The following is a 24,232-nucleotide window of genomic DNA, read 5'->3' as shown; positions in this document are numbered from 1 at the left end:
CTACGGGTCGGACTCGGCGGCGCGTACCCGGATGGTGAAGTCGGCGGTGTTGAACGACGGCGACTCGCCCCCGGACTCGGCGTGTTTCACGACGAACCGGTTGATCTCGTGCACCGACCCCAGGTCGATCTCCAGCCACTTCTCCGCGGTGAGCGTGCACCACTTGTCGGAGGGGTTGCCGTTGACGGCGTTCTCCGGGCCCTCCCCGGCGGCGCACCGGCCGGAGGCGGTGGCGGGCCGGTCCAGGGCCAGGTTCGTCTCCGCCGGCACGTCGCCCGACCAGGTCACTTGCGTACGCGCGGCGGCCGACCGGCCGTACTCGGTGGACACCGCCTCCACCTCGATCGTCGTCGAGGTCTCCGAGCCCGCTCGGTCGAGGCGCGGCACGAAGTAGACGGTGTTCGGGGTGCCGCCGAGGTAGGTGCGGGTGCCGTCGGCGTTGCGCCGGTACACGTCGTAGTGGTGCACGTCCCCGCGCGGCGACGGCCGCCACGACAGCCGCAGCGACTTGCGGGTGGCCGTCACGTCGGACGTGCCGAGCACGGTCAGCCGGGTCGGCGGGGCGGGCCGCTCCACGCCGCCGTCGTACACGGCGAGCTGCCCGATCCGCACGTCGTACCCGTCCACGGGCGCGCCGCCGGGCGACGCCCGCAGGGCGATCTGCGCGATCGTCCGGCCCGCGTGGCGCGACAGGTCGAGCGTCTTCCGCTCCCAGTCGCCGCTATGGGTCGTGCCGAGGTCGAGCGTGGTGAAGGTCGTGGGCGCGTCCGTGAACGAGATCGCGGCCTTGAGCCGCGACGGCCCCGCCGCCGGGGTCTTCAGCACGACCGACAGTTTGGTGTCGCGGTCCACGCGCAGCCGGGACTGGTACAGCCGCACCGTGTTGGCCGCGTCGAGCCGCCCGGTGAGGCGCAGCGACGACCCGCCCTCGTAGGCGTCGCCGAAGTCGATGGACGGGGTGAGCCTCGTGCCGGACGACTCGACGACCCAGCGGTAGGTGGGCGGGATGTCCTGCAACGACAGGTTGTTCCAGCCGCCGGTGCGCACCCGCCGTCCCGCGACGTTGTAGAAGTCGCCGTGCCCGGTGTTGAAGCCGGTCACGAACGGCTTGCGGGTGACCGGCGACGACTCGGCGATGTAGTCGGCCAAGCCCTTCCACGGCGAGGTGGTCGTGGTGTCGGACGGGTCGCCGTTGGCGCCGACCCAGAACCGGGAGTCCTTGGCGTAGAAGTCGGCGCGGTCGCGGGAACTGCGCCAGGTCCATTCGGGCCGGTAGATGCCGAACGAGGTGACGTGCGGGCGGCCGTCGGGGAACACCGCGTTCCAGTTCACGAAGGTGTTGTATCCGTTGGCCTCGGTGTCGATGCCGGCGAACAGCTCGTACTCGCTGCGCCCGAGCGCGCGGGCGGCGGCGCGTGAGGAGTCCAGCTCGGCCTCGGACCACCAGAAGTTGAGGAACATCGAGTGCGCCACCGGCCGGGGGTCGTTCAGGAAGGCGTCGTTCTCCGGGGTGAGCGCGTTCTGCCAGGCGATTCTGCCGTCCTCGGTCATCGCGTCGTACCACATGTAGTGGACCGAGGGGTTCTTGGCGCGGGCGTACTTCATGAACTCCCGCATGTCGGAGGCGATCTGCGGGTCGCCGCCCTCGGTCTCCTGGTTGATAAACCAGCCGTCGAAGCCGTAGTACTTCGCGACCTCGGCGAGCTTGTCGGCGACCGGGAAGCGCGAGCCGTCCTTCCGCAGGAAGTCGCGGACCCACTCGAACCGCCCGCCGTACACCGTCGGCGGGAAGAACACCGTGCCGTACACCTTGACGCCGTTGCGGTGCGCGGCGTCGATGACCGTGGCGTTGGGGGCGAGGATCAGCCCCTCGGCCGCCGAGCCGCCCCAGAAGACCAGCGTGTCCACGTACTGCCAGTGGGTGAACGCGTAGTAGTTGGAGGTCAGGGAGCCTTGGGAGGGGTTGCCCGAGGTGGGGGCGAACGCTACCAGTGCGGCGATGCGGGCCTCACCGGCGCGGGCGTTGGGGTTCGCCTTCAGGGCGGGGTCGGAGACGCGGGGGCGCAGCGGGGTGGTGGACCGGTTGAACGGGGCGTCGGGGTCGGTGCGCGGGTTCCATTCCAGGAGCGTGTTCGGATACCAGTACGAGGCGTAGGGCTGGGCGCCGGTTCCTTCCGGGGGCCGGGACGGCGAGGGCTCTGCGGGCGGGGATGACGCGGGTTGGGCGGCTGCGGGCGGTGCGGCCAGGGCGCCGACGGCCAGGACCACGCCGCAGGCCGCTGCTGACAGATGTCTTCGCATCCGAGAGCGCCTTCTTTCGTGTCGGAGGGGTCGGTGCGTTCGGTGGGGGCCGGCCCCGAGGCGGGAGGCGAGGGGACGCCTCGGGGCCGGCACAGGAGGGGGCAGGTGGCTTTGAGTTCGACCGGTTCAAGCGACCCCGTTCAAGCAGGGTCCGGGCGGTGCTGAGGCGGTGTTCAGGCGGGGTTGGAGCGGGATGGGTGGGTTCAGGCGGGGCTCAGCACGGTTTCGACGCCGCGTGCGCCGAGATACTCGGCGTCGTCGGCGTCGGTTGCGTTCACGATGGCGAGCGGGCCCGACTCGCGCAGCCGTACCCACTCGCGATGAAAGGGGCTGCCTGGCGCGACCTCAGCCCGCCGCTCCGGCACGGCCCGCAGATCCACGTCGCAGACCAGGGCGCGGAGGGGCGCCGGGGACGGCCCCGCGCCCGCGCGCAGGTCGCGGATGACGGTCGCGAGCTCCCGGGTCGCGGGCTTGATCTTGTGGTCCACGGTGAACAGGCCAAGGTCGTACTCCCGCTCGGGAAAGTCGGCCAGGCCGCGGTCGAGGTCGTGCGAGCACCACCAGGTGACGCCCCACAGGGCGGGATTGGCGGTGACGGCGTCGAGCATGCCGCGCACGAACGCCGCCGCGTCCGCCTCCCCGATGTCGGGCCGGGGCGCGCCGACCTCCTGCAGCCAGACCGGCCGCGCCGGGTCCGGGGAGTTCGCCGCCGCGAGCGCCACCAGGTAGTCGGCGTGCGTGACCGTCGCCGGGCCGAGCGGGCCGTCGATGGCGGAGACGCCGTTGAACACCCAGGAATGCACGGTCGTCAGGTCGCCGATCTCGACGCAGTCCGCGGGCGTGAACGGGTGCTCGGGGTCGTACCAGGCGGCGTCGTACAGCGAGTGCAGGCTGAGCAGGCGCGGGGCCGCCGCCCGCGCGATCTCCACCAGCTCGGCGGCCCAGCGCGTGGAGTCCGCCGCCGTCGTCGGGTTCGCCGGCCACAGGTTGTTCACCTCGTTGCCGAGCGTCACCGCGAACACGTTCTCGCGGGTGGCGACCTCGCGGGCGAGCAGGCCCACGTACGTCCCGACGCCCTCGCGCACCCGCTCGTCGGTGAAGACGCTGCGCCGATGCCAGGTGAGCACCCACGACGGCAGGAAGTCGAAGCTCGACAGGTGCCCCTGCAGCAGATCGACGCAGACGCCCAGGCCGAACTCGGCGGCGACGTCGATCAGGGCGAGCAGGTCGTCGATGCCGCGCCGCCGGATCAGCGTCCGGTTGGGTTGGATCCACGGCCAGATCGGGAAGACCCGTACGTGGTCGAGCCCGATCTCGGCGAGGTCGGCGAAGTCCCGCCGCGCGTCGTCGGCCGAGAAGTCGAGCCAGCTGTAGAACCAGCCTCGGGAAGGCACGTAGTTCGCGCCGAAACGCAACGAGGGCCGGTTGGCCTGGTGAGGTGACACACGTCCTCCGGCTGCCGGGTGGCGTCGGAGCGGGGTACGCCCCGAGCATGACCGCCCGCAGCCTAAACCGGTTTAGATCACCCTGCCAAGAGGGGCGGCGCCGCCGTGCTCTCCCGGACCGTGAGCCGGGGCGTGGGCGTCTTGCGGTCGGTACGGCGCGCCGGGTCGGCCACGAGGTCGAGCATCGCGTCGGCGACCTCGTGCCCGAGGGCGAAGGTGTCGCGGGTCAGCGCGGTCAGCGCCGGATGCACGATCCGGGTGAGCACCGAGTCGTCGAAGGCCACGATCGACAGCTCGCGCGGCACCGGCACGCCCATCTCGGTGGCCACCCCGAGACCGGCCACCGCCATCAGGTCGCTGTCGTACACGATCGCCGTCGGCCGCTCGGGCCGGGGCCGCGACAGCAGCGCGCGGGTGGCGGCGGCCCCCTGCGCGTCGCTGAAGTCGGTCGGCAGCGACGTCACCTCGGCCAGGCCGAGCCGCCGCGCGGCGTCGCGCAGCGCCCGCACCCGTCGCCGGGTGTGCTGGAAGGCCGGCAGCCCCGACACGTGCGCCACCCGGGTGTGCCCGAGCGCGGCGAGGTAGTCGGCGATCGACAGCATCGCCTCCCGGTCGTCGGCCCACACGCTCGCCAGCGAGCCGTGCCGCCCCGGCCCGCCGAGCACCACCGCGGGCACGCCGAGCTCCTCGACCACGGGGATGCGCGGGTCGCGGACCTTCAGATCGACCAGCACGAACCCGTCCACCCGGTGCTCGGACGCCCACCGCCGGTACACCTCGATCTCGGCGTCGGTGTCCTCCACCAGCATCAGCTCCAGCGCCACCGACCGCGCCGACAGGCCCGCCTGCAGCCCCGAAAGCAACTGGGCGAAGAACGGCTCGACGCCGAGGGTGCGGGCCGGCCGCGCGATGACCATGCCGACGGCCCCGGCGCGGGCGTTGCCGAGGGCGCGCGCCGCAGTGTGCGGGCGCCAGTTCATCTCCTCGGCGACCCGCAGGATCCTGGCCCGCGTCGCCTCGCTCACTCCGGGGCGGCCGTTGAGCGCGAACGACACCGCACCTTTCGAGACCCCGACGCGGCGGGCGATGTCCTCGATCGTCGGTCGCGCCACGACCGCACCTTCCTCACTCAACCGGCCTTGCTGACATCCGTGCAGCTCAGCAGTGGTACCGCCGAGCCGCGCCCCATGCATTATCCGCTTGGCGGCGGCTCATGGGAGCGTTCCGGCGAAGCTCCCCCACGGCCTCCGCTCGGCGTACCCCCTTGACACCGAAGTCTAGGGGGTGGATAGTCCCCCCACTGAAGCGGTTTAGTGACATGTATGGCGCGGGCAAGGGAGCCGGGCGTCTGCCGCACCATCCCGTCGCTCCACGGACGGCAGGAGGAACCATGCCAAGAAACCGGATACGGCTGGCCGCGATCGTCGCGGGACTGGCGACGGTGGCGGGGTGCGGCCTCGGCGGCGGCGGTACGGCCGGCACGTCGAGCACCCCGACCGCGAACGCCTCCGGGGCCGTGACCGGCACGGTCAGCTTCCAGACCTGGGCGCTGAAGCCGAAGTTCACCGACTACGTGCAGGGCGTCATCGACGCCTTCGAGAAGCAGCACCCCGGCGTCAAGGTGGAGTGGATCGACCAGCCCGGGGACGGGTACGCCGAGAAGCTGCTGAGCCAGGCGTCCACCGGCCAGCTGCCCGACGTGACGAACATCCCGCCGGACATGGCGTACCCGCTGGTCAAGCAGGGCCTGCTGCTCGACGTGGGCGCGGCCGACCCCAAGATCGCCGAAGACTACGTGCCGGGCGGCGTGGACGGCTACAAGTACGCGGGCTTCGAGGGCACCTTCGGCTACCCCTGGTACCTCAACACCGACGTGAACTACTGGAACTCGGAGTTGATGACCAAGTACGGCCTCGACCCGAAGAAGCCGCCGACGAACCTCGACGAGCTCATCGCCCAGGCGAAGATCATGAAGGAGAAGTCGGACGGCAAGGTCTTCCTGATGAGCCGCAAGCCCGTCCTGATGGACCTGGTCAACGCGGGTATCCAGGTGCTCGCCCCGGACGGCAAGAGCTTCACCTTCAACACGCCCGAGGCGGCGGCGATCCTCGACAAGTACCGCGAGGCGTTCAAGGACGGCCTCATGCCGCGCGACGTGCTGACCAGCAAATATGAGGGCAACGCCGCGCTGTTCAACTCGCGGACGGTCGCCTGGACCACCGGCGGCGGCAACTACATCACCAGCCTCGCCGTCGACAACCCCTCGCTCGCCCCCAAGGTCGTGCCCACCAAGGCGTTCGACACCCCGCCCCTGTACGTCCAGGGCCTGTCGATCCCGAAGAACACCAAGAACCTGCCCGCCGCGCTCGCCCTCGCCCGCTGGGTCACCAACGCCGAGAACCAGGCGGCCTTCGCGCACCTGGTGAACATCTTCCCCAGCACGAAGGCGTCGGCGAACGACCCGTTCTTCAGCAAGAGCGACGGCACGAACTCGGGCGACGCCAAGGTGATCGCGTTCGAGTCGCTCGCCACGGCGAAGATCCTCGAACCCGTCCAGGCCACGCAGACGATGCGGGACTTCATCGACCAGCAGTTCGCGCTGGCGATCAGCGGCAAGACGTCGTCGAAGGAGGCGCTCGACGCCGCGGTGGAGAAGTGCAACCAGTTGCTGAACAGCTGACGCCCGACCGCCCGGACGCCGAGCGGGAGGCGACATGACGCACAAGCGCTGGTTCACCCCCTGGCTGCTGGTGATCCCCGCGAGCCTCTGGCTCGTGGTGTTCAACATCTGGCCGGCGATCAACACGCTGATCCTGTCGTTCACGAACGCCAAGCCCCTCGGCGGCGGGCGGTTCACCGGCCTGGAGAACTACCGGCGGCTGCTCGACGACGGGCAGCTCGTGGACGCTCTGCTCAACAGCGTCGTCTACATGATCGTCTGCCTGCCGCTGCTGACGTTCCTGCCGCTGCTGCTCGCCGTGCTGGTGGAGAAGAAGCTGCGCGGCATCGCCTTCTTCCGGATCGCCTTCTACACGCCGGTGATCGCTTCCGCGGTGGTGGTCGCGATCATCTGGCAGTGGCTGCTCGACGACCGCGGGCTCATCAACGGGATGGCGCAGCGGCTCGGCTTCCTCAGCGAGCCGCTGCCCTTCCTCACCGAGCGGTGGCTGCTGGTGTTCAGCGCGATCAGCCTCACCGTGTGGAAGGGCCTCGGGTACTACATGATCATTTACATGTCGGCGCTCGGCAACGTCGGCCGGGAGCTGCACGAGGCCGCCGCCGTGGACGGGGCGGGCCCGGTGCGCCGGTTCTTCTCCATCACGGTCCCGGGCGTCCGCAACACGATGCTGCTGATCTCGCTGCTGATCTCCGTCTACGCGCTGCGGACCTTCTCCGAGCTGTACATCCTGTCGGGCACCACGGGCGGACCCGGCGGCGAGGCGATGTCGCTGGTCATGCTCATCCGGTTGTACGGCCAAGGGCTCACCGGGCAGCTCGGGTACGCCTCGGCGCTCAGCGTGCTGCTGTTCGTCATCACGATCGGGCCGATGGTCGTGCTGGCGCGGGTCAGCCGGAGAGGGGCGTAGTCCGATGGCCGAGAGCGTCCGCGTCAGCCGTACCGAGGAGCCGGTCCCGCAGGCCCCCGCCGACCGGCCCGATCATCACCGCCACCGCCGCCGGATGCGCCGCCGCCGCAGGGGCACGTTCAACACGATCACGCCGCTGGAGAAGATTGTCCGGTACGTCCTGCTGCTGTTCGTCCTGGTCATCACCATCGGCCCGTTTCTGTGGCAGTTGTCCACGTCGCTGAAGAGCATCACCGAGGACGTCTACACCCAGACGCCGAGCTTCATCCCCGAGCAGCCCACCCTCGCCAACTACGCCGAGGTCGCCCAGACCGTCCCCATCTGGTCGTACGCCGGAAACTCGCTGATCGTCGCCGCGTTGGTCGTGGGCGGCAACGTCGTCGGGGCCACGCTCGCCGGCTACGCGCTGGCCAGGCTGCGCTTCCGGGGCATGAGGCTGGTGCTCGGCCTGTTCCTCGCCTCGCTCGTGCTGCCCGCCGAGGTGACGATCATCTCCCAGTTCGTCATCGTGCGGGACCTCGGCTTCGTCAACACCCTGGTCGGCGTCGCCCTGCCCACCATGATCGCGCCGCTGAACGTGCTGCTGATGCGCGCGGCCTTCCAGGCGATCCCGCCCGACATCGACTCCGCCGCGATCATCGACGGCGCGACCGCCTGGCAACGCCTCATCCACATCGGCCTGCCGAACGTGCGCGGCATGCTCAGCGTCATCATGATCTTCTCGTTCATCGGCGCCTGGGACGACTTCCTGTGGCCGCTGCTCGTCCTCACCGACCCGGACAAGTTCACCCTCACCCTCGGCCTGCAGTACCTGAACGGCACGTTCGTCGCCAACCCCCGCCTCATCGCCGCCGGTTCGATGATCGCCTTCATCCCGATCCTGATCGTCTTCACCGTCCTGCAGCGCTTCTTCTTCCGCGGCGTCGACGCGGGGGCGATCAAGGGTTAGGGGAGTCAGCCGGCGAGGGCCGGGATCCAGGTGTCGAGGGTGGGGAACTCGGCGAGCCTGCGCACCTCGCGGCCGTCGCGGTCGATGACCGACAGGCGGTTGGGCGCGGTGTTCTGGTCGACCACGACGAGGTGGTCCTCGTCGTACCACTGCCAGACGAGCATGCCGGGGGTGCGGAAGGTTCCCTCGGCACGGCCGTCGGAGGTGCGCCACACGCAGGCCGTCTGGTCGCGGTCGGGGCAGTTGGTGAGGAAGCGGTCGCCGGACGGGGAGAACGAGGACACCAGGGCGGCCGGGGTGCCGGTGGCGTCGTAGGTGCGGGTGACGCGGCCGGTGAGGTCCTGGAGGCGGACGCCCGAGGCGGTGCGGTGGGCGAGCGTGGCGGAGTCCGGGCCCCAGGAGTAGGCGTCGAACTCGTCCATGCGTTCGTCGCCGGGGACGTCGACGCGGGTCGCGGTGCGGGTGGCGACCTCGACGATGACGAAGCCGCGTGGGGTGCGGGTGTTTCCGCGCACGGTGTGGGAGGTGAGCAGGAGGCGTCGTCCGTCGGGTGACCAGCGGGGGTTGGCGGTGATCACCGGCTTTTCGGTGGTTTTCACGGTGAAGCGGGTGCCGGTGCGGGTGTCGATGAAGGTGACCTGGCCGTCCGCGGAGCCGTCTACGGCGCTTCGGTCGTCCAGTGCGACCCAGGCGCCGTCGGGGGAGACCGCCGGCTCCTGCCGTACCCCGATCCGGGTGAACGCGGACGATCCGGGCGGTCTGGCGTAGGCGATCTGCGGGTCCGGTCGCAGCGCGGCGTAGGCGGCCAGCCGTACGGGGTCGCCGGGCCGATCGAAGGCCGTGACGTCCGTGCTCGGCAGCCGGGTGGCGACGGGGGACGGCGGCGGAGCGGTGGGGGACGCTGGGGGTGTGGGCCGCCCGGAGGAGGGTCCCGTGTCGCGGTCGGCGGACAGCAGTCCGGGCGCGAGTACGGCGAGCGTGACCGCGACGGACACGGCGACCGCACCGGCGACGGCCACCCGGGGGTTTCTCAGGGCGGATCGGCGGGCGGTCGGCGTCTCGGCGATCTGGCTGCCCTGCTCAAGCACTCCGGGCAGCGACGCCCCCGCCGCTCGTCCGAGCAGAGTGAGCAGCGCCTCCCGCGCCGTGGGCCGCTCGGCCGGATCCTTACGTAGGCACGCGGCGACGACGTTCCGCAGCCGGGGCTCCAGCACCGAGAGATCCGGCTCCCGGTTGAGGATCCCGTTCATGATCACGGGTATCGAGGCGCCGGGGAACGGCTGGCGACCCGTCGCGGCGTAGAGCACGGTGCCGCCCCAGGCGAACAGGTCGGCGGGGGGACCGACCGTCAGTTCCTCCCGGAAGTGCTCGGGGGCCATGTACGCCGGGGTGCCCACCAGCCCGCCCGTCAGATGGGTGGCGTCCAGAACCCGGGAGATGCCGAAGTCGATGACGCGCGGCCCGCCGCGCCCGAGCAGCACGTTCCCCGGCTTGAAGTCCAGATGCGCCACCCCCGCGTGGTGGATGGCGGCGAGCGCGGTCAGCGTCCCGACGGCCAGCCGGAACAGCGCCGTCCCCGCCATCGGCCCCCGCTCGGCGATCACGGAGGACAGGGAGGGGCCGTCGACGTGCTCGCTCACCAGGTACGGGACGCCGCCGTCGGTCCCGCTGTCCAGCACCGGCGCGGTGCAGAACCGGGCCACCCTGCGCAGAATCTCGCCTTCCCGGCGGAACGCGGCCAGGTCCTCCTCATCCCGCACGTGCCGCAACACCTTGAGCGCCACATGCTCCCCGTCGCGCCCGGCGGCCAGGTACACCACCCCCTGCCCGCCGGCCCCAAGCCGACCCAGGAGCCGGTACGGTCCGATCTCGGCCGGATCGTCCCCGGCCAGCGGTGCCGTCACCGGGCGGCCCCGGCGGCGTTCGACGGCATCGGGGCCATCCAGGTCATCGGGGTCGCCGGGGTCATCGGGGCCACCGGGGTCACAGGGGTCATCGCAGCGGGGTGAAGTCAAGCAGGATGTTGAACATCGGCTCGTCGCCGGGGATCTCCGTGAGCACCCGGCGGACGTTCCCGTCCAGGTCCACCACGAGGAAGCGGTTCTTCTTCCTGCGGAACTCGGTGAGGATCAGGTGGTTCTCGTCGAACCAGCCCACGGGCCTGGCGACGTCCTCCGGCGTTCCGCTGGGGACGGCCGCCTCGCGCTCGCCGGTGGCGGTGTTCCACAGGCACACGCTCTTCGGCGTACCGGGACAGACCGTGAAGTATCGCTCCCCGGAGGGGGAGAACCAGTCTCCTCTGGCGTAGACCGGGCCGACCTCCGCCGATTTGCGGACCTGTTTGCCTTCCAGGTCGTACCAGTAGACGTTCACCTCCTTGGCGTCCCCGGTGATCCTGGCGACCTGCTGCCCGTCGGGCGTCCAGATGAAGGAGCCGACGTCGGACCCCTTGCCCGTCTCGGCGGTGTACGCCTGCTGCGTCTGGACGTCCACGACGACGAAGCCCTGCCGGGTGTCGGTCTCGCCGCTGCCCTGGCTGTCGAAGTCGTACAGCGTCAGCAGCAGCTTGCGCCCGTCCCTGGACCAGATGGGCGCGACCACCCCGAACGGCTTCTCGCTGACGTTCAGCGAGAACTCGTTGCCGGTGGCGTGATCGACCACGGTGACGCTGTCGGTCGTGGTGCCGTTGAACTTCCGCCAGGTGATGTACGCGGTGTGGGTGCCGTCGGGCGACGTCACCGGCTGCCGGTACTCGTCGGCGCGGGTGAACCCGGCGGGGAACGTCCCATCCTTGGCGGTACGCAGGTAGGTGCCCAGATCCTTCTCGGCCAGGTAGCCGGTGAGCCGTACCGGGTCGCTGGGGTCCTCGTTGAGGGTGGCGTCGAGGCCGGGCAGCGGCACCTTCAGGCTCGCCTGCACCGGGCCGTTCGTCGCCCGGGCCGCGGGCGACGCCGAAGAGGCGGCAGCCGAGGGGGTGACCGGCACGGGGGATGATGACGCGTCCTGACGCGGCGTGGGCTCCGACCGGTTCAGGTACAGGACGGTGCCGGAGAGGGCGAGCGCGACCGCGACCGCCGCCGCACCGGCCACGACGGCGAACCGCCGCCGCCCGTCCGGGGCCGCTCCGGGCACCGTCGTGCCCTCCGCGACCGTGCCGTTCGTGGACCCGCCCGCTGCGGGGACTCCGGGCGCGACGTTCACACGCGCGCCGCCCCCGGCCGCCCCGGGCGCGCCGTCGGTGCCGGGCGTCCGGTCCAGCAGCCGATGCAGGACCTGATCCCCCGACGGCCGCAGCGCCGGATCGGCGACCAGACAGGCCGCCACGATGTCGCGCAGGTCCTTCTCCATGTCGCCCAACTGCGGCGACCCCTGCCCGATCCGCGCGACCACGTCCGCACCGTCCCCGAACGGCGGCCGGCCGGTGGCGGCGAACACCATCGTCGCCGCCCAGGAGAACACGTCCGCCGCGGGCCCCGGCCGCCCATCCTCGTACTGCTCGGGTGCCAGGTAGGGCATGCCCCCGGCGGTCCGCGTGGTGCCGCCGGCCATGCTGAGCGTGGTGTCGATCGCCCGCGCCAGCCCAAAGTTGATCACTCGCGGCCCGTCCGCGGCCAGCAGCACGTTGTCCGGGTTGAACGCCAGATGCACCACCCCGGCCTCGTGAATCGCCACCAGCCCGGTCATCGTCCCGATCGCGAACCGGTCCAGTTCGCCCCCGCGCAACGGCCCTTCGGCGGCAACCCTGCCCGCCAGCGTCGGCCCCTCGACATACTCGGTGACGACGTACGGCCGATCCCCATCCAGCCCGGTCCCCAGCACCTGCGCCGTGCAGAACCCCGACACACGCCGCAACGACTCCACCTGCGCCACGAACCGCCGCGCCGCCGCCCCACCGGGGTCCGGCCCGCCCTCCAGCACCTTGACCACGACCCGGTCACCGGCCTCCCCCTCGGCCAGGAACACCGTGCTGGTCGCCCCGCGCTTGAGCACCTCAAGCACGCGATACCCGCCGATCACGGCATCAGGAGCATCCACGATCACCATTCTTGGTGAGAAGAACCTGACACGCGCAGACAAATGCCATTTGTCTAGCTTTCGACGGATATCACCTGTCGATCGGTCGTTTGAGTGGTTCGGGCCGCAGGCTGGTGCCGCGCGTCGGTGCCGGTCGTACGGCTGCTGATCCTGCAGGCTTAACCGGGGCCTGGGGTTTTTGTCGGTGGCGGTGGGTAGCGTGCCCTCTGTCTTTCCGTCATGGACAAGGAGCGTGCTGTGGCATCTCGTCTCAACCCGTACGTCAGCTTCGCCGGTAACGCGCGGCAGGCCATGGAGTTCTATCAGAGCGTCTTCGGCGGGGAACTGGTCCTGAACACCTTCGGTGAGTACGGCCAGCAGGGCACGGAGTACGCCGACCAGATCATGCACGCCCAGCTCGAGACCCCGAGCGGCTACACGATCATGGCCTCCGACACCCCGCCCGGCATGTCGCACAACCCCGGCGACAACGTCACCATCAGCCTGAGCGGCGACGACGGCGAGGCGCTGCGGGGCTACTGGGAGCGGCTGAGCGAGGGCGGCACCGTGTCGGTGCCGCTGGAGAAGCAGATGTGGGGTGACGAGTTCGGGGCGTGCGTGGACAAGTTCGGCATCCCGTGGATGGTCAACATCGGGCAGTCGGAGGGCTGAGCGGTACGCCCGACGCCGCCGGCCTGGCCGAGCCGGTTCGGATGGGCTCGCCGTGTGAAGCAGGGCCGGTTCGCGTTCGGGTGAGGGCTCGGCGTGCTTCAGGGGAGGGCGCGTCGAGCCTGATGCCGGTCACTCGCTTTGCTGGTTCGGGGGTTCGATCAGTTCGACGAGGACGCCTCCGACGTCCTTGGGGTGGGCGAAGTTGATGAGGGCTCCGGCCGTTCCGCGGCGCGGGGTCTCGTACAGCAGACGGATTCCCTGGGCGCGCAGGGCCGTGCTCGCGGCCTCCAGGTTCGTCACCTGGTAGGCCACCTGCTGTACCCCCGGCCCGGACTGATTGAGGAAGCGGGCGATCGCCGAGCCGGGGGAGAGTGGTGCCAGCAGTTGCAGGCGGGTGCCGTGCCCGTCCGGGCCCACGGCCAGCATGGCCTCGCGGACCTCCTGCTCGGCGTTCTCCTCCACGTGTACGCAGCGCATGCCGAACACGCGTTCGTAGAACTCGATGGCGTCGTCGAGGTCGGCGACGGCCATGCCGATGTGGTCGATGCGCGTCACCCCCGCATCGCGGGCGAGCGTGTCGGCCACGTCGGCGGACGGGTTCTCGGCGGCCATGGTGAGTGACCTCCAGCGGGATGGGGGGCTGGGTGACTGAGGGGTGGATGAGGGGTGGATGGCAGGCGGTTGACGGGGGCGGTCGGCGAGGTCGGTTGACGGGGGCGGCTGACGAGGTCGGTTGACGGGGGCGGCTGACGAGATCGGTTGACGGGGGCGGCTGACGAGGGCGGCACGGTGAAGTGTCGATCGGTGACGGCGGCGGCGTAAGTGTCTTTGGGCCTGGCGAAAAACGGTCGGGAGACCGGTGTCACAGGGGCTTTGGCCTCTGGCGCGGCGGGCCCTGGACACTATGTGGTTCCAGAGGAGTCATCGGATCGTCGCCAGGGTGCCGGGATTTCGGGTGCGGCCTGTGGCGACCGCGCGGCGGGGTGGTCGCCGCGTCGGCGGAGAGGGCCGCGACATGTGCGGACGACGCGGCGTGCCGCTGCGTTTCTTCGCGCTGGTCTTCGCGCTGTCCGTGCCGCTGTGGGGGCTCGGGGAGCTCGCCGGCGTGGTGGGCGTGGTCCGGCCCTACAACCTGCCGGTGAGCGCGCTCATGGGGTTCTGCCCGCTGATCGCCGCGCTGCTGCTGCTTCCGCGCGGTGAGCGGCTCGCCCTGCTGAAGCGGGCGGTGGCGAGTTTCGGGCCGAAACGCTGGTACGTGCCCGCGCTGCTGCTGATGCCCGGCCTCGCGGTGGCGTCGTACGTGGTGCTGCGCCTGTCCGGGGAGGCGGTTCCCGGGCCGCACGTCGTCCTGCCGATGGTGCCGGTCCTGTTCGTGGCGTTCTTCGTCGCGGCGGTCGGCGAGGAGGCGGGATGGATGGGGTACGCCCTCGGCCGCATGCCGGCCCGGTGGAGTGCGCTCACCACCGCGCTGGTGATGGGGGTGGTCTGGGCGGTCTGGCACGTCGTGCCGTGGCTGCAGGCCGACCGCTCGGTCGCCTGGGTCGCCTGGCAGTGCCTTGGCACGATCGCCACCCGTGTCCTGATCGTGTGGGTGTACGGCAACACCGGCGGGAGCGTCTGCTCGGCGGTGCTCCTCCACACCAGCGACAACATGGCCTACGTGCTGTTCCCGGTGGACGGCTCGCACTACGACCCGATGAGTTCGGGGCTGCTCGCCACGGTCGCCGCCGTGATCGTGGTCTTCCTGTGGGGGCCGAGGACGATGGCGCGGCACCGGTACGCGTCGCGGCGGCGCACGACCGCGCCCTCACCTTAGTGGTGGTATTCGACCCGTCATAACGATTATGACGTTGGGCCTAAATTTCGCATGACCTTCGTCCCTACGCGCTTGTGGAGGCCGACGGTCATAGTCATGCCGTTGCTGCCGCCCCGGAGACCCCGGGACGGTGATTGTTCGTGCTCGACCCCGTTCGGTGATGCCCGCCGTGACCCGCATCGCCGAAGGCACTCGGGGACCTCGCGGCGGATGCCACCGAAACAACGGAAAGAGCAACGTATGGGCACCTTTACGCTCGTTGACCATTTCCAGGGCGTCTTGTCCGCGAGATCCGACCAACAGATGTACCGCTTCCTCGCGGACGGGGAGAACGACACGCTCAGCCTCACCGGCGGGGAGCTGGACCAGTGGGCGCGCGCCATCGCGGTCGAGCTGCGGGATCGCGTACCCGCCGGCGCACGGGCGCTGATCGTCTGCCCGCCGGGGCTCGACTACGTGGCCTCGTTCTTCGGCTGCCTGTACGCCGGCGTGATCGCCGTCCCCGTCTACCCGCCCAATCCGGCCCTGCTCAAGCGCACGCTGCCCCGGCTGCTCGGCGTCATCGCCGACGCCCTGCCCGCCGTGGCGCTGGCCCCCTCGCTGGTCGCCTCGATCGCGCCCGACCTCGCCGAGTACGCCCCCGCGCTGGCGGAACTCCCCTGGCTGGCGGTCGACGAGGTCGAGCGGGCCCGCGCGGACGAGTGGCGACGGCCGCCGATCGGCGGGCAGGACGTGGCGTTCCTGCAGTACACGTCCGGCTCGACGGGCGATCCCAAGGGCGTGGTCGTCAGCCACGAGAACCTGCTGCACAACCTCGCGTCCATCCGGAAGCTGTTCGTCGGCGACACCTCCGGCGGGTACGTGGTCAGCTGGCTGCCGCCGTACCACGACATGGGGCTCATCGGCGGGCTGCTGCAGCCGGCGTACGTGGGGCTGGGGGTCGGCTTCATGTCGCCGCTGTCGTTTCTCAAGCGGCCCGGCCGGTGGTTGAGGGCGATCTCCGACAGCCGGGCCGTCTACAGCGGCGGCCCGAACTTCGCGTACGACCTGTGCCTGGCGAAGATTCCCGAGCACGAACGCGAAGGGCTCGACCTGAGCAGCTGGGAGGTCGCCTTCACCGGCGCGGAACCGGTCAACCCCGACACCATCGAGCGGTTCGCCCGCGAGTTCGCGCCGTACGGCTTCCGCCGCAGCGCCTTCTACCCCTGCTACGGCCTCGCCGAGGGAACCCTCCTGGTCACCGGCGGCGATCGCGCCGCCGAGCCGGTGATCCGCGAGTTCGCCGCCGAGGCGCTCAAGAACGACACCGCGATCGCCGCCGCACCCGGGGACGCGGTCCGCCGCCTCGTCGGCTGCGGCGCGACGGTCCCCGGCCAGGAGGTGGTCATCGCCGACCCCGTCACCCACACCCGGCTGCCCGACGGGAAGGTCGGGGAGATCTGGGTGTCCGGGCCGAGCGTGGCGCAAGGGTACTGGCGGCGGCCGGTGGAGAGCGCGGAGTTCTTCCACGCCCGCCTCTCCGACGGCGGGACGGCCACCTACCTGCGCACCGGTGATCTGGGATTCCTGTACGGCGGCGAGCTGCATGTCGCGGGACGGCGCAAGGATCTGATCATCGTCGCCGGACGGAACCACTACCCCCAGGACATCGAACGCTCGGTGGAGGCGTCGCACCCCGCGTTGCGCCCCGGGTGCGGCGTGGCCTGCGCGTTGGACGGCGACGGCGGCGGTGAACGACTGCTGATCGTGCACGAGGTCAACGGCGACCCGGCCCGGCTCGACCTGGACGAGGTCGTCACCGCGATCCGCGCCGCCGTGGCGATCGAGCACGACCTGGCGGTCCACGAGATCGTCCTGGTACGGCGCGGTGGCGTGCCCAAGACCAGCAGCGGCAAGCCGCAGCGTTCGGCCTGCCGCGCCGCGTTCCTCGACGGGGAGCTCGATCGTTCGGTGAGCTGGAGCCTGAGATCCGCCGCCGAGGCACCCGTCGCAGAGGCGGCGGCGTCGGCCCACGACCAGGAGGGACGGACATCTGGGGGAGGGGCACCCGGGGGACGGGCGGCGGGCGACGCGCTAAGCCGCGTGCGGATCGATCGGTGGCTGCGGGAGGAGATCGCGCGGCGGCTCGGGGTTTCACCCGCCACGGTGGACACCGAACAGCCGATCGCCACGTTTGGGCTGAGCTCGCTCGACATGGTGGGGATCGCTGGCGATCTGGAGAACCTGCTCGGGCGGACTCTGCCGGCGACCCTGATCTGGGAGTACCCCACGATCGACGCGCTGGCCGATCATCTGTCAGCGCCGGACGGTTCGTGGCGTGATGGGGTTGCGCCGGACGATTCGCTCCGCGATGGGGTCGCGTCGGCTGGTTCGTCGGCGGATGGGGTTTCGCGGGAGGGTTCGTGGCGCGATGGGGTTGCGCCAAACGGTTCGTCGCGCGATGAGGTCGCGCCGAATGGTTCGTGGCGCAATGGGGCTGCGTCGGACGGTTCGCTCAGCGGTGGGGTCGCGTCGGCTGGTTCGTCGGGGAATGGGGTTCCGCGGCAGCGTTCGTCGTGGGACGGGCGTTCGGACGCACTTGTGTCGGACGGCCCTTCGCCTGACGCCGCGCCGCCGCGTACGGCAGCGCGCGTGACGGCGCGGGCGGACCAGCCCGTCGCGTCGCGCCCGCACGGCGACGCGGGCCTGGAGCCGATCGCCATTGTGGGGATCGGGTGCCGTTTTCCGGGAGGTGCGGACGGTCCGGAGAGTTTCTGGCGTCTGCTGTGCGAGGGCCGGGACGCGATCACCGAGGTTCCGCCCGGCCGCTGGAACGCGGCCGACTTCGACGAGGACCCCGAGACGTCGGACAAGCTCGCCACTCGCTGGGGCGGCTTCCTGGACCAGGTCGATCAATTCGATCCGCACTTCTTCGGCATCACCCCGCACGAGGCGGACCGCATCGACCCCCAGCAGCGGCTGCTCGCCGAGGTGGCCTGGGAGGCGCTGGAGGACGCCGGTGTTCCGGCCGAACGGCTCGCCGGGTCGCGTACCGGCGTGTTCATCGGCATCGCCACCAACGACCACGGGCACCTGCGGTTTCAGGACCTCTCCCGGATCGACGCCTACACCGGCACCGGCAACGCCCTGAGCATCGCGGCCAACCGCCTGTCGTACCTGTTCGACCTGCGCGGCCCCAGCATGGCGATCGACACCGCGTGCTCGTCGTCCCTGGTGGCGATCCATCAGGCCTGCCGGAGTCTGGCCGCGGGCGACTGCACCCTGGCTCTCGCCGGCGGGGTGAACGTCATCCTCTCCCCGGCGCTGGCGATCAACTTCGCCAAGGCGGGCGCGATGGCGGCGGACGGGCGCTGTAAGGCGTTCGACGCGGACGCCGACGGCTACGTCCGCGCGGAAGGCGCCGGCGTGGTCGTCCTCAAGCCGCTCGGCCGGGCGCTGGCCGACCGCGACACCGTCTACGCCGTCATTCGCGGCGGCGCGGTCAACCAGGATGGGCGCACCAACGGGCTCATGGCGCCGAACCCGCATGCCCAGCAGGCGGTGCTGAGCGCCGCGTACGCGAACGCGGGACTGGCACCCGAGCAGGTTGACTACGTCGAGGCGCACGGCACGGGCACTCTGCTGGGCGACCCGATCGAGGCGAGGGCGCTGGCGTCCGTGGTCTCGTCCGGCCGTCCCGCCGATCGCCCCTGCCTGATCGGCTCGGTGAAGTCCAACATCGGCCATCTGGAGGCGGCGGCCGGGGTCGCCGGGCTGATCAAAGCCGCCCTCATGCTGCACAACCGGCGTATCCCGCCCAGCCTCCACTACCGCCGCCCAAACCCGCACATCCCTTTTGGGGAATTGCGACTGCGTGTCGTGGACGGGCTCACGCCCTGGCCATCCGTGGACCGCCCCGCCACGGTGGGCGTGAGCTCGTTCGGCTTCGGCGGCACCAACGCCCACATGATCCTGCAGGAAGCGCCCCCGCCGCCGCCTGCCCCGGCCTCTGCTCGGGAATCCCAAGTGACCGGGTCGGCCTTCGACCGAGCATCCGTGTCAACCACCGAACCGGCCGCCGAGCCCGCGCCGCCGTACCCGTTGGTGATCTCGGCGCGCAACGAGGACGCGCTGCGGGAACTCGCCCAGAGGTACGAGGCCGAGTTGGCGGCGTCGGACGCGACGCCGTACCGGCTGTGCGCCGCGGCGGCGGTTCGCCGTACTCACCACGAGGCCCGGCTCGCCTGTGTGGGGGAGTCGGTGGCGGAGCTGCGTGCGGGGCTTGCCGCGTTCGTCCGGGGCGAGGACGCGCCGGGGCTGTCGCATGGCCGGAGGCGGGTGGGGAGACGGCCCAGGACGGTTTTCGTGTTCTCCGGTCAGGGGCCGCGATGGTGGCCGCTCGCGGGCGACCTGATCGACGCCGAGCCGGTGGTGCGGGAGAGCCTGCGGCGCAGCGACGCCCTGCTCCGCGAGCAGGCCGGCTGGTCCCTGCTCGAACTGATCGCCGCAGGTCCGGAGGACTCCAGGCTGGCCGAGCCCGAGATCGGGCAGCCCGCGCTCTGCGCCGTGCAGATCGCGGTCGCCGCCTTGTGGCGCTCCTGGGGCGTCGAACCGGCCGCCGTCGTCGGTCACAGCATCGGCGAGATCGCGGCGGCGCACGTGGCGGGCGCGCTCAGCCTGGAGGACGCCCTGCGGACGGCGCTGCACCGGGGGCAGGTGATCAGCGGGGCGGTCGGCACCGGCAAGATGGCGGTGGTGGCGCTGCCGATGGAGCAGGTCGCACACCTGCTTGAGGAGCTCCATCTGCGCGCCGTGTGGGTGGCGGCGAGCAATGGACCGTCATCGACCGTGGTCTCCGGCGCCGCCGTGCAGATCGAGCGGCTCGCCACGCTGCTTGACCGTCGCGGGGTGTTCTGCCGCGTTCTGGAATCGGTGGACTACCCCTCGCACTGCCCTCTCATGGATCCGTTCGCCGCGGAACTCGGCCGGTCGCTGGACTTCCTCACGCCCCGCCCGGCCGCCATTCCGATCGTTTCGACGGTTTTGGGAGGTCCGGTCGGCGGTGCCGAGCTGGACGCGGACTACTGGGCGGCGAACCTGCGGCAGCCGGTCCTTCTCGATCAGGCGGTCACCGGCCTGGCCGAGGAGGGGCATGAGGTGTTCGTCGAGATCTCCCCGCACCCCATGCTCGGCGGGGTCATCGCCGAACGTCTGTCGGAGCGGGACGAGAACGGCGTCGTGGTCGCCTCGCTGCGCCGCGATCAGCCGGGCCGGGCGTCGATGCTCGGCGAACTCGGGCGGCTCTACACCGGGGGATACCCGATCGACTGGACCACGATCTACGGGGACGCGCCCGTAATGGTCCGCCTGCCGTCCTACCCCTGGCAGCGTCGCCGCCACTGGCTCGACGACGAGCGGCCGCGCAGGCGATCCGCGCAGCGTACCGGGCATCCGGCGCTGCAGACGTCGGTACGCTCGGCGGCCGAGCCGCGGGCGTACCACTGGACGGCCGCGATCGACCTGGCCACCTACCCGTACCTGGGCGATCACCGGGTGGCGGGGGCGGCGGTGTTGCCCGCCGCCTGGATGCTGGACGCGGCCCTCGCCGCGGCGCGGAAGGCCACCGGGGAACCGCTGACGGTCATCGAGGACGTGCACTTCACCCGGATGGCCGTCGTCCCCGATGCGGCCACGGAGGCGACCGTCCAACTCGTGCTCGTCCCGGAGGCCGGCGGCGTGGGCTCGGCGACGCTGTTCAGCCTCGAAGCGGACACGTGGACGGAAATCGCGCGGGCACGTTACCGCCGCGGCCACGAGGCCGATCGCCCCGGCGCGCTCGCCGAGGTCAGGGAACGCTGCCGGGAGCCGTTGCCACCGGCCGAGCACTACGCGGCACTGAGCCGCAGCGGCCTGGAATACGGCCCCGCCTTCCAGGGCGTCGGCGAGCTGTGGAGAGGACGCGGCGAGGCCCTCGCCCGCCTGGACCTTCCCGCCGGCCCGGCGGCCGACCGCGATCCGTACCAGATCCATCCGGCCCTTCTCGACGCCTGCCTGCAGGCGCTCGCCGCCGCGCTGCCGCCGAGCGAGGGGCGCACCTACCTGCCCGTCGCCGTCGGTGCGTTCACGCTCACCGACGCCCGCGTGGCACCGCGGTGGGCGCACGCGACCGCCGGCGCGATCGGCCCGATGATCGACGGCTGCCGCGTGGTGCTGTACGACGAGGACGGCGATCACGCGGGCACGATCGACGGGATCGTGCTGCGTCCCCTGCGGGAACGGGACCCGATCGCGGAGTCCCTCCTGCACCTCGCCTGGTACGCCGACGACACCACAGGTGAGGACCGGGAATCCGACCAGGGCCAAGACGGAGACCGGCAGCACGACCGGTTCCACGATCGGCAGGACGACGGGAATGCCTCGGCCATCGGGTGGTGGCTGGTGTTCGCCGATCACACCGGCGCCTGCGATGCCCTGCGGTCGGAGTTGCAGACGCGCGGAGGCGCCTGCGTCACGGTGATGCGTGGCGACCGCTACCGGCGCGTCGGGCGGGACGCCTACCTGATCGACCCGGAGCGCCGGGAGGACATCGCCGCGCTGCTCAACGAGCTGACGGCGGCACGGCCGGAACCGTGCGCCGGAATCGTCTATGCCTGGGCTCTGGATGCGATCGAGGGCGACCATGCGTCCGGCGACGAGGACCCGCCTGGTGACCTGGGCAACGGGCCGGTGCTGCATCTCGTTCAGGAACTTGCCGGACGGGACTGGGCGCCGTCGCCCCGGCTGGTGCTCGTCACTCGCGGAGCCCAGCGCGTGGGCGCTGAGACCACGCCGGTCGCCCCGGTCGGGACGGCGCTGTGGGGCCTCGCCCGGGTGATCATGCTGGAGCACGGCGAACTGCGGCCCGTGATCATCGACCTCGACCCGGACCGGCGCGACGGCGAGGCGGTGCTGCTGGTGCGGGAGTTGCTGCGCCACGACGGCGGCCAAGAGACTCCCCTGACTCAGGTGGCGGTGCGTGACGGCACGCGCTACCTGCCCGCGCTGCGTCCCTGGACCCGGCCGGATGAGACCAAGGTGGATTGGCCGTCCCGCCCGTACGACCCGCGCGTCGATCGCAACGTGCGGATTCTCGCCGCGCGCCCGGGACTGCTCAGCAGCCTCACCCCGACCAGCTGGGAGCGGGTGCCTCCGGCGCCCGGTCAGATCGAGATCGAGGTCGCTGCGGCCGGGCTCAACTTCAGCGACGTACTCAAGGCGATGGACATCTGCCCGGGCCAGCCGCCGGGCGTGCTGCCGCTCGGCGCCGAATGCGCGGGCACGGTCGTCGCCGTGGGCGAGGGCGTCACCGGCCTCACGGTCGGCGATCGGGTGATGGCGGTGGCCCCCTCCAGCATGGCGGCCTTCGCGACGACCACGGCCAAGCTGGCCGCCCCGATCCCCCCGAACCTGAGCACGCAGGAGGCGGCGGGCGTCCCCATCGCCTTCCTGACCGCCGTGTACGCGCTGGAGTACCTGGCCCGTCTGGGCGAGGGCGAGACCGTGCTGATCCATTCGGCGACCGGCGGCGTCGGCATGGCCGCGCTTCAGGTCGCCCGACGGGCGGGCGCGCGGGTGCTGGCGACCGCCGGTACCGCCGCCAAACGGGACCTGCTTCGCCAATGGGGCGTCGAGCAGGTGATGGATTCCCGGTCCCTCCGGTTCGCCGAGCAGGTGCGGGAGGCGACCGGCGGGCGCGGGGTCGATGTGGTGCTCAACTCGCTCGCCGGTGAGGCCCTGGTGCGCAGCCTGTCGCTGCTCGCGCCGGGCGGACGCTTCGCCGAGATCGGCAAACAGGACGTCTACCAGGACGGTCACCTCAACCTCGGCGCGCTCCGGCACGACCGGTCGTTCTTCGCCGTAGACCTGGAGCGGACGCTCGCCGAGCGGCCGGACCTGATCGCCGACCTGTTCGACCGGATCGGACGCGGTTTCGCCTCCGGCGACTTCACCGCGCTGCCGGTGACCGATTTCCGGTACGGCGATGCCGAGGCGGCGTTCACGCACATGGCGCAGGCGCGGCACACCGGGAAGATCGTGCTGGTTCCGGGCGGCCACGACACCATCGCGGTGCGTCCCGGCCGGAACCCGATCCGGGCGGACGCCACCTACCTCATCACCGGCGGTCTCGGCGCGCTCGGCCTGGAGGCCGCCACACTGCTCGCCGCACGGGGCGCGCGGCACCTGGCCCTGGTCGGACGGCGCCCGCCGTCGGAGCGGGCCGGGGCGGCGATCGATCGGCTGCGGGCCGACGGCGTCCGCGTCGAGGTCCGGACGGCCGACGTCGCCGGGTACGCCGACGTCACCGCGCTGCTGTCGGAACTCGACGCGTCGATGCCGCCGCTCGCGGGGGTCGTGCACGCCGCCGGTGTGCTCGACGACGGGCTGCTGACCAAGCTCGACGCGCGGCGGCTGCGATCGGTCGCGGCCGGCAAGGCGCTGGGCGCGTGGCATCTGCATCGCGCCACCCTCGGCCGGGACCTCGACCTGTTCGTCCTCTACTCGTCGGCGGCCGGGCTCGTCGGCTCGGCGGGGCAGGGCAACTACGCCGCCGCGAACGCCTTCCTGGACGGCCTGGCGTACCACCGCCGCGCCTCGGGGCTCCCCGCGCTGAGCATCGCCTGGGGACCCTGGGCCGAGATCGGGCTCGCGGCGCGGCCGGGTCGCGGGGACGCGCTGGCCGCCGTGGGCGTCGTCGCCCTGCGCCCGAACGACGGGGCCGAGATCCTCGACAAGCTGCTGGCCTCCGACGCGGCCCACATCGGCGTGCTGCCGCTCGACCTGGATCGGCTCGCGTCCGCCGCACGCGACGGGCTCGCACCGGATCTGCTCGCCCGGCTCGTCGCCGATGCAGACGCGTCGGTGGCGGGCGAGTCGTCGGACGGAGCCGCCCGCTCGGCCGAGATGCGCGGGCGACTGCTCGCCGTCGAGCCGGGACGGCGGCGTACGGCCATCCTGGTACGGCACTGCCAGGAGGAACTCGCGCGGGTGATCAAGGCGGACCCGGCCGAGATCGACCCGGCCGCGCCGCTGGCCGGGATGGGCCTGGACTCTCTCATGGCGGTCCAGCTCGCCAAACGGCTGGAGGCGTCGCTCGGCGTCACCTTGTCGGCCACCGTCGCCTGGCGTTTCCCGACCATCGAGGCGCTGGTGCCGTACCTGGCCGAACGCATGGGGATCGAACTCGCCCCCGCGCAGGCGAACGGCGTCCGTGGCGGCACCGGCGGCGATGTCGGCGATGCCGACACCAATGACGGCCCCGATACAGGTGCCGATGCGGGTGCCGATGCAGGTGATGGCGGAGGGCCGGAGCTGGAAGAGCTCTCCGAAGCGGAGCTGGAGGCACTCCTCCTGGACAAGATCACGCAGGTTGAGCAGGGCCTGAAGGACTCACTTCCTCCCCACATCTGAGGGCGATCCACGCCGTGGAGGT

Annotated in this window: 12 protein-coding genes; 6 read left to right on the top strand and 6 right to left on the bottom strand. The window is 71.4% G+C overall.

The window, feature by feature from the left end:
* The 3 genes from AB0K60_RS28490 to AB0K60_RS28480 all read right to left on the bottom strand — a co-directional run bounded on the left by AB0K60_RS28490 (position 1) and on the right by AB0K60_RS28480 (position 4,858).
* Positions 1-2,301, bottom strand: coding sequence for a discoidin domain-containing protein (locus AB0K60_RS28490; RefSeq protein WP_364061641.1), 2,301 nt, complete (start codon positions 2,299-2,301; stop codon positions 1-3).
* 203 nt (positions 2,302-2,504) lie between these two features.
* A complete protein-coding gene (locus AB0K60_RS28485; RefSeq protein WP_364061638.1) occupies positions 2,505-3,746 on the bottom strand; it encodes a glycosyl hydrolase in 1,242 nt (413 codons plus the stop codon).
* A gap of 77 nt (positions 3,747-3,823) precedes the next feature.
* Entirely contained in the window at positions 3,824-4,858 is a 1,035-nt protein-coding gene (locus AB0K60_RS28480) for a LacI family DNA-binding transcriptional regulator (protein WP_364061635.1), read from the bottom strand.
* Positions 4,859-5,136: 278 nt separating this feature from the next.
* On the opposite strand from AB0K60_RS28480, the gene AB0K60_RS28475 reads away from it, so the two are divergent.
* Genes AB0K60_RS28475 through AB0K60_RS28465 form a run of 3 tightly spaced genes read left to right on the top strand, consistent with a single transcriptional unit; the run spans position 5,137 to position 8,282 of the window.
* Positions 5,137-6,426 (top strand): sugar ABC transporter substrate-binding protein, encoded by a 1,290-nt coding sequence (locus AB0K60_RS28475; protein WP_364061632.1) that lies wholly within the window; start codon positions 5,137-5,139, stop codon positions 6,424-6,426.
* A gap of 34 nt (positions 6,427-6,460) precedes the next feature.
* Positions 6,461-7,333 (top strand): sugar ABC transporter permease, encoded by an 873-nt coding sequence (locus tag AB0K60_RS28470; RefSeq protein WP_364061629.1) that lies wholly within the window; start codon positions 6,461-6,463, stop codon positions 7,331-7,333.
* A gap of 4 nt (positions 7,334-7,337) precedes the next feature.
* The gene (locus AB0K60_RS28465) at positions 7,338-8,282 is read left to right on the top strand and encodes a carbohydrate ABC transporter permease (RefSeq protein ID WP_364061626.1); all 945 of its coding nucleotides are present in this window, start codon (positions 7,338-7,340) and stop codon (positions 8,280-8,282) included.
* 5 nt (positions 8,283-8,287) lie between these two features.
* Here AB0K60_RS28465 and AB0K60_RS28460 read toward each other — a convergent pair whose 3' ends face one another.
* Both AB0K60_RS28460 and AB0K60_RS28455 read right to left on the bottom strand, forming a co-directional pair.
* Entirely contained in the window at positions 8,288-10,186 is a 1,899-nt protein-coding gene (locus tag AB0K60_RS28460) for a protein kinase (protein ID WP_364061623.1), read from the bottom strand.
* Between the two features lie 88 nt (positions 10,187-10,274).
* Entirely contained in the window at positions 10,275-12,317 is a 2,043-nt protein-coding gene (locus AB0K60_RS28455) for a protein kinase (protein ID WP_364061620.1), read from the bottom strand.
* Between the two features lie 237 nt (positions 12,318-12,554).
* Between AB0K60_RS28455 and AB0K60_RS28450 the strand changes: the two genes are divergently transcribed.
* Complete coding sequence (locus AB0K60_RS28450; protein WP_364061617.1) at positions 12,555-12,968, top strand: VOC family protein; 414 nt, start codon at positions 12,555-12,557, stop codon at positions 12,966-12,968.
* A gap of 129 nt (positions 12,969-13,097) precedes the next feature.
* On the opposite strand, the gene mce is transcribed toward AB0K60_RS28450, so the two are convergent.
* Positions 13,098-13,580, bottom strand: coding sequence for a methylmalonyl-CoA epimerase (mce, locus tag AB0K60_RS28445; RefSeq protein ID WP_364061614.1), 483 nt, complete (start codon positions 13,578-13,580; stop codon positions 13,098-13,100).
* A gap of 403 nt (positions 13,581-13,983) precedes the next feature.
* Here mce and AB0K60_RS28440 point away from each other — a divergent pair, with 403 nt between their 5' ends.
* Both AB0K60_RS28440 and AB0K60_RS28435 read left to right on the top strand, forming a co-directional pair.
* On the top strand, positions 13,984-14,784 hold the full coding sequence (locus AB0K60_RS28440; protein ID WP_364061611.1) for a CPBP family intramembrane glutamic endopeptidase: 801 nt from the start codon (positions 13,984-13,986) through the stop codon (positions 14,782-14,784).
* Positions 14,785-15,024: 240 nt separating this feature from the next.
* On the top strand, positions 15,025-24,210 hold the full coding sequence (locus AB0K60_RS28435) for an SDR family NAD(P)-dependent oxidoreductase (protein WP_364061608.1): 9,186 nt from the start codon (positions 15,025-15,027) through the stop codon (positions 24,208-24,210).
* Positions 24,211-24,232: the final 22 nt, after the last annotated feature.

Origin of the sequence: Thermopolyspora sp. NPDC052614, from assembly GCF_040678635.1 — a bacterium.
Taxonomy (GTDB): domain Bacteria; phylum Actinomycetota; class Actinomycetes; order Streptosporangiales; family Streptosporangiaceae; genus Thermopolyspora.
The sequence above is the reverse complement of the archived record's forward strand: the minus strand, read 5'-3'. Positions and strand labels throughout refer to the sequence as shown.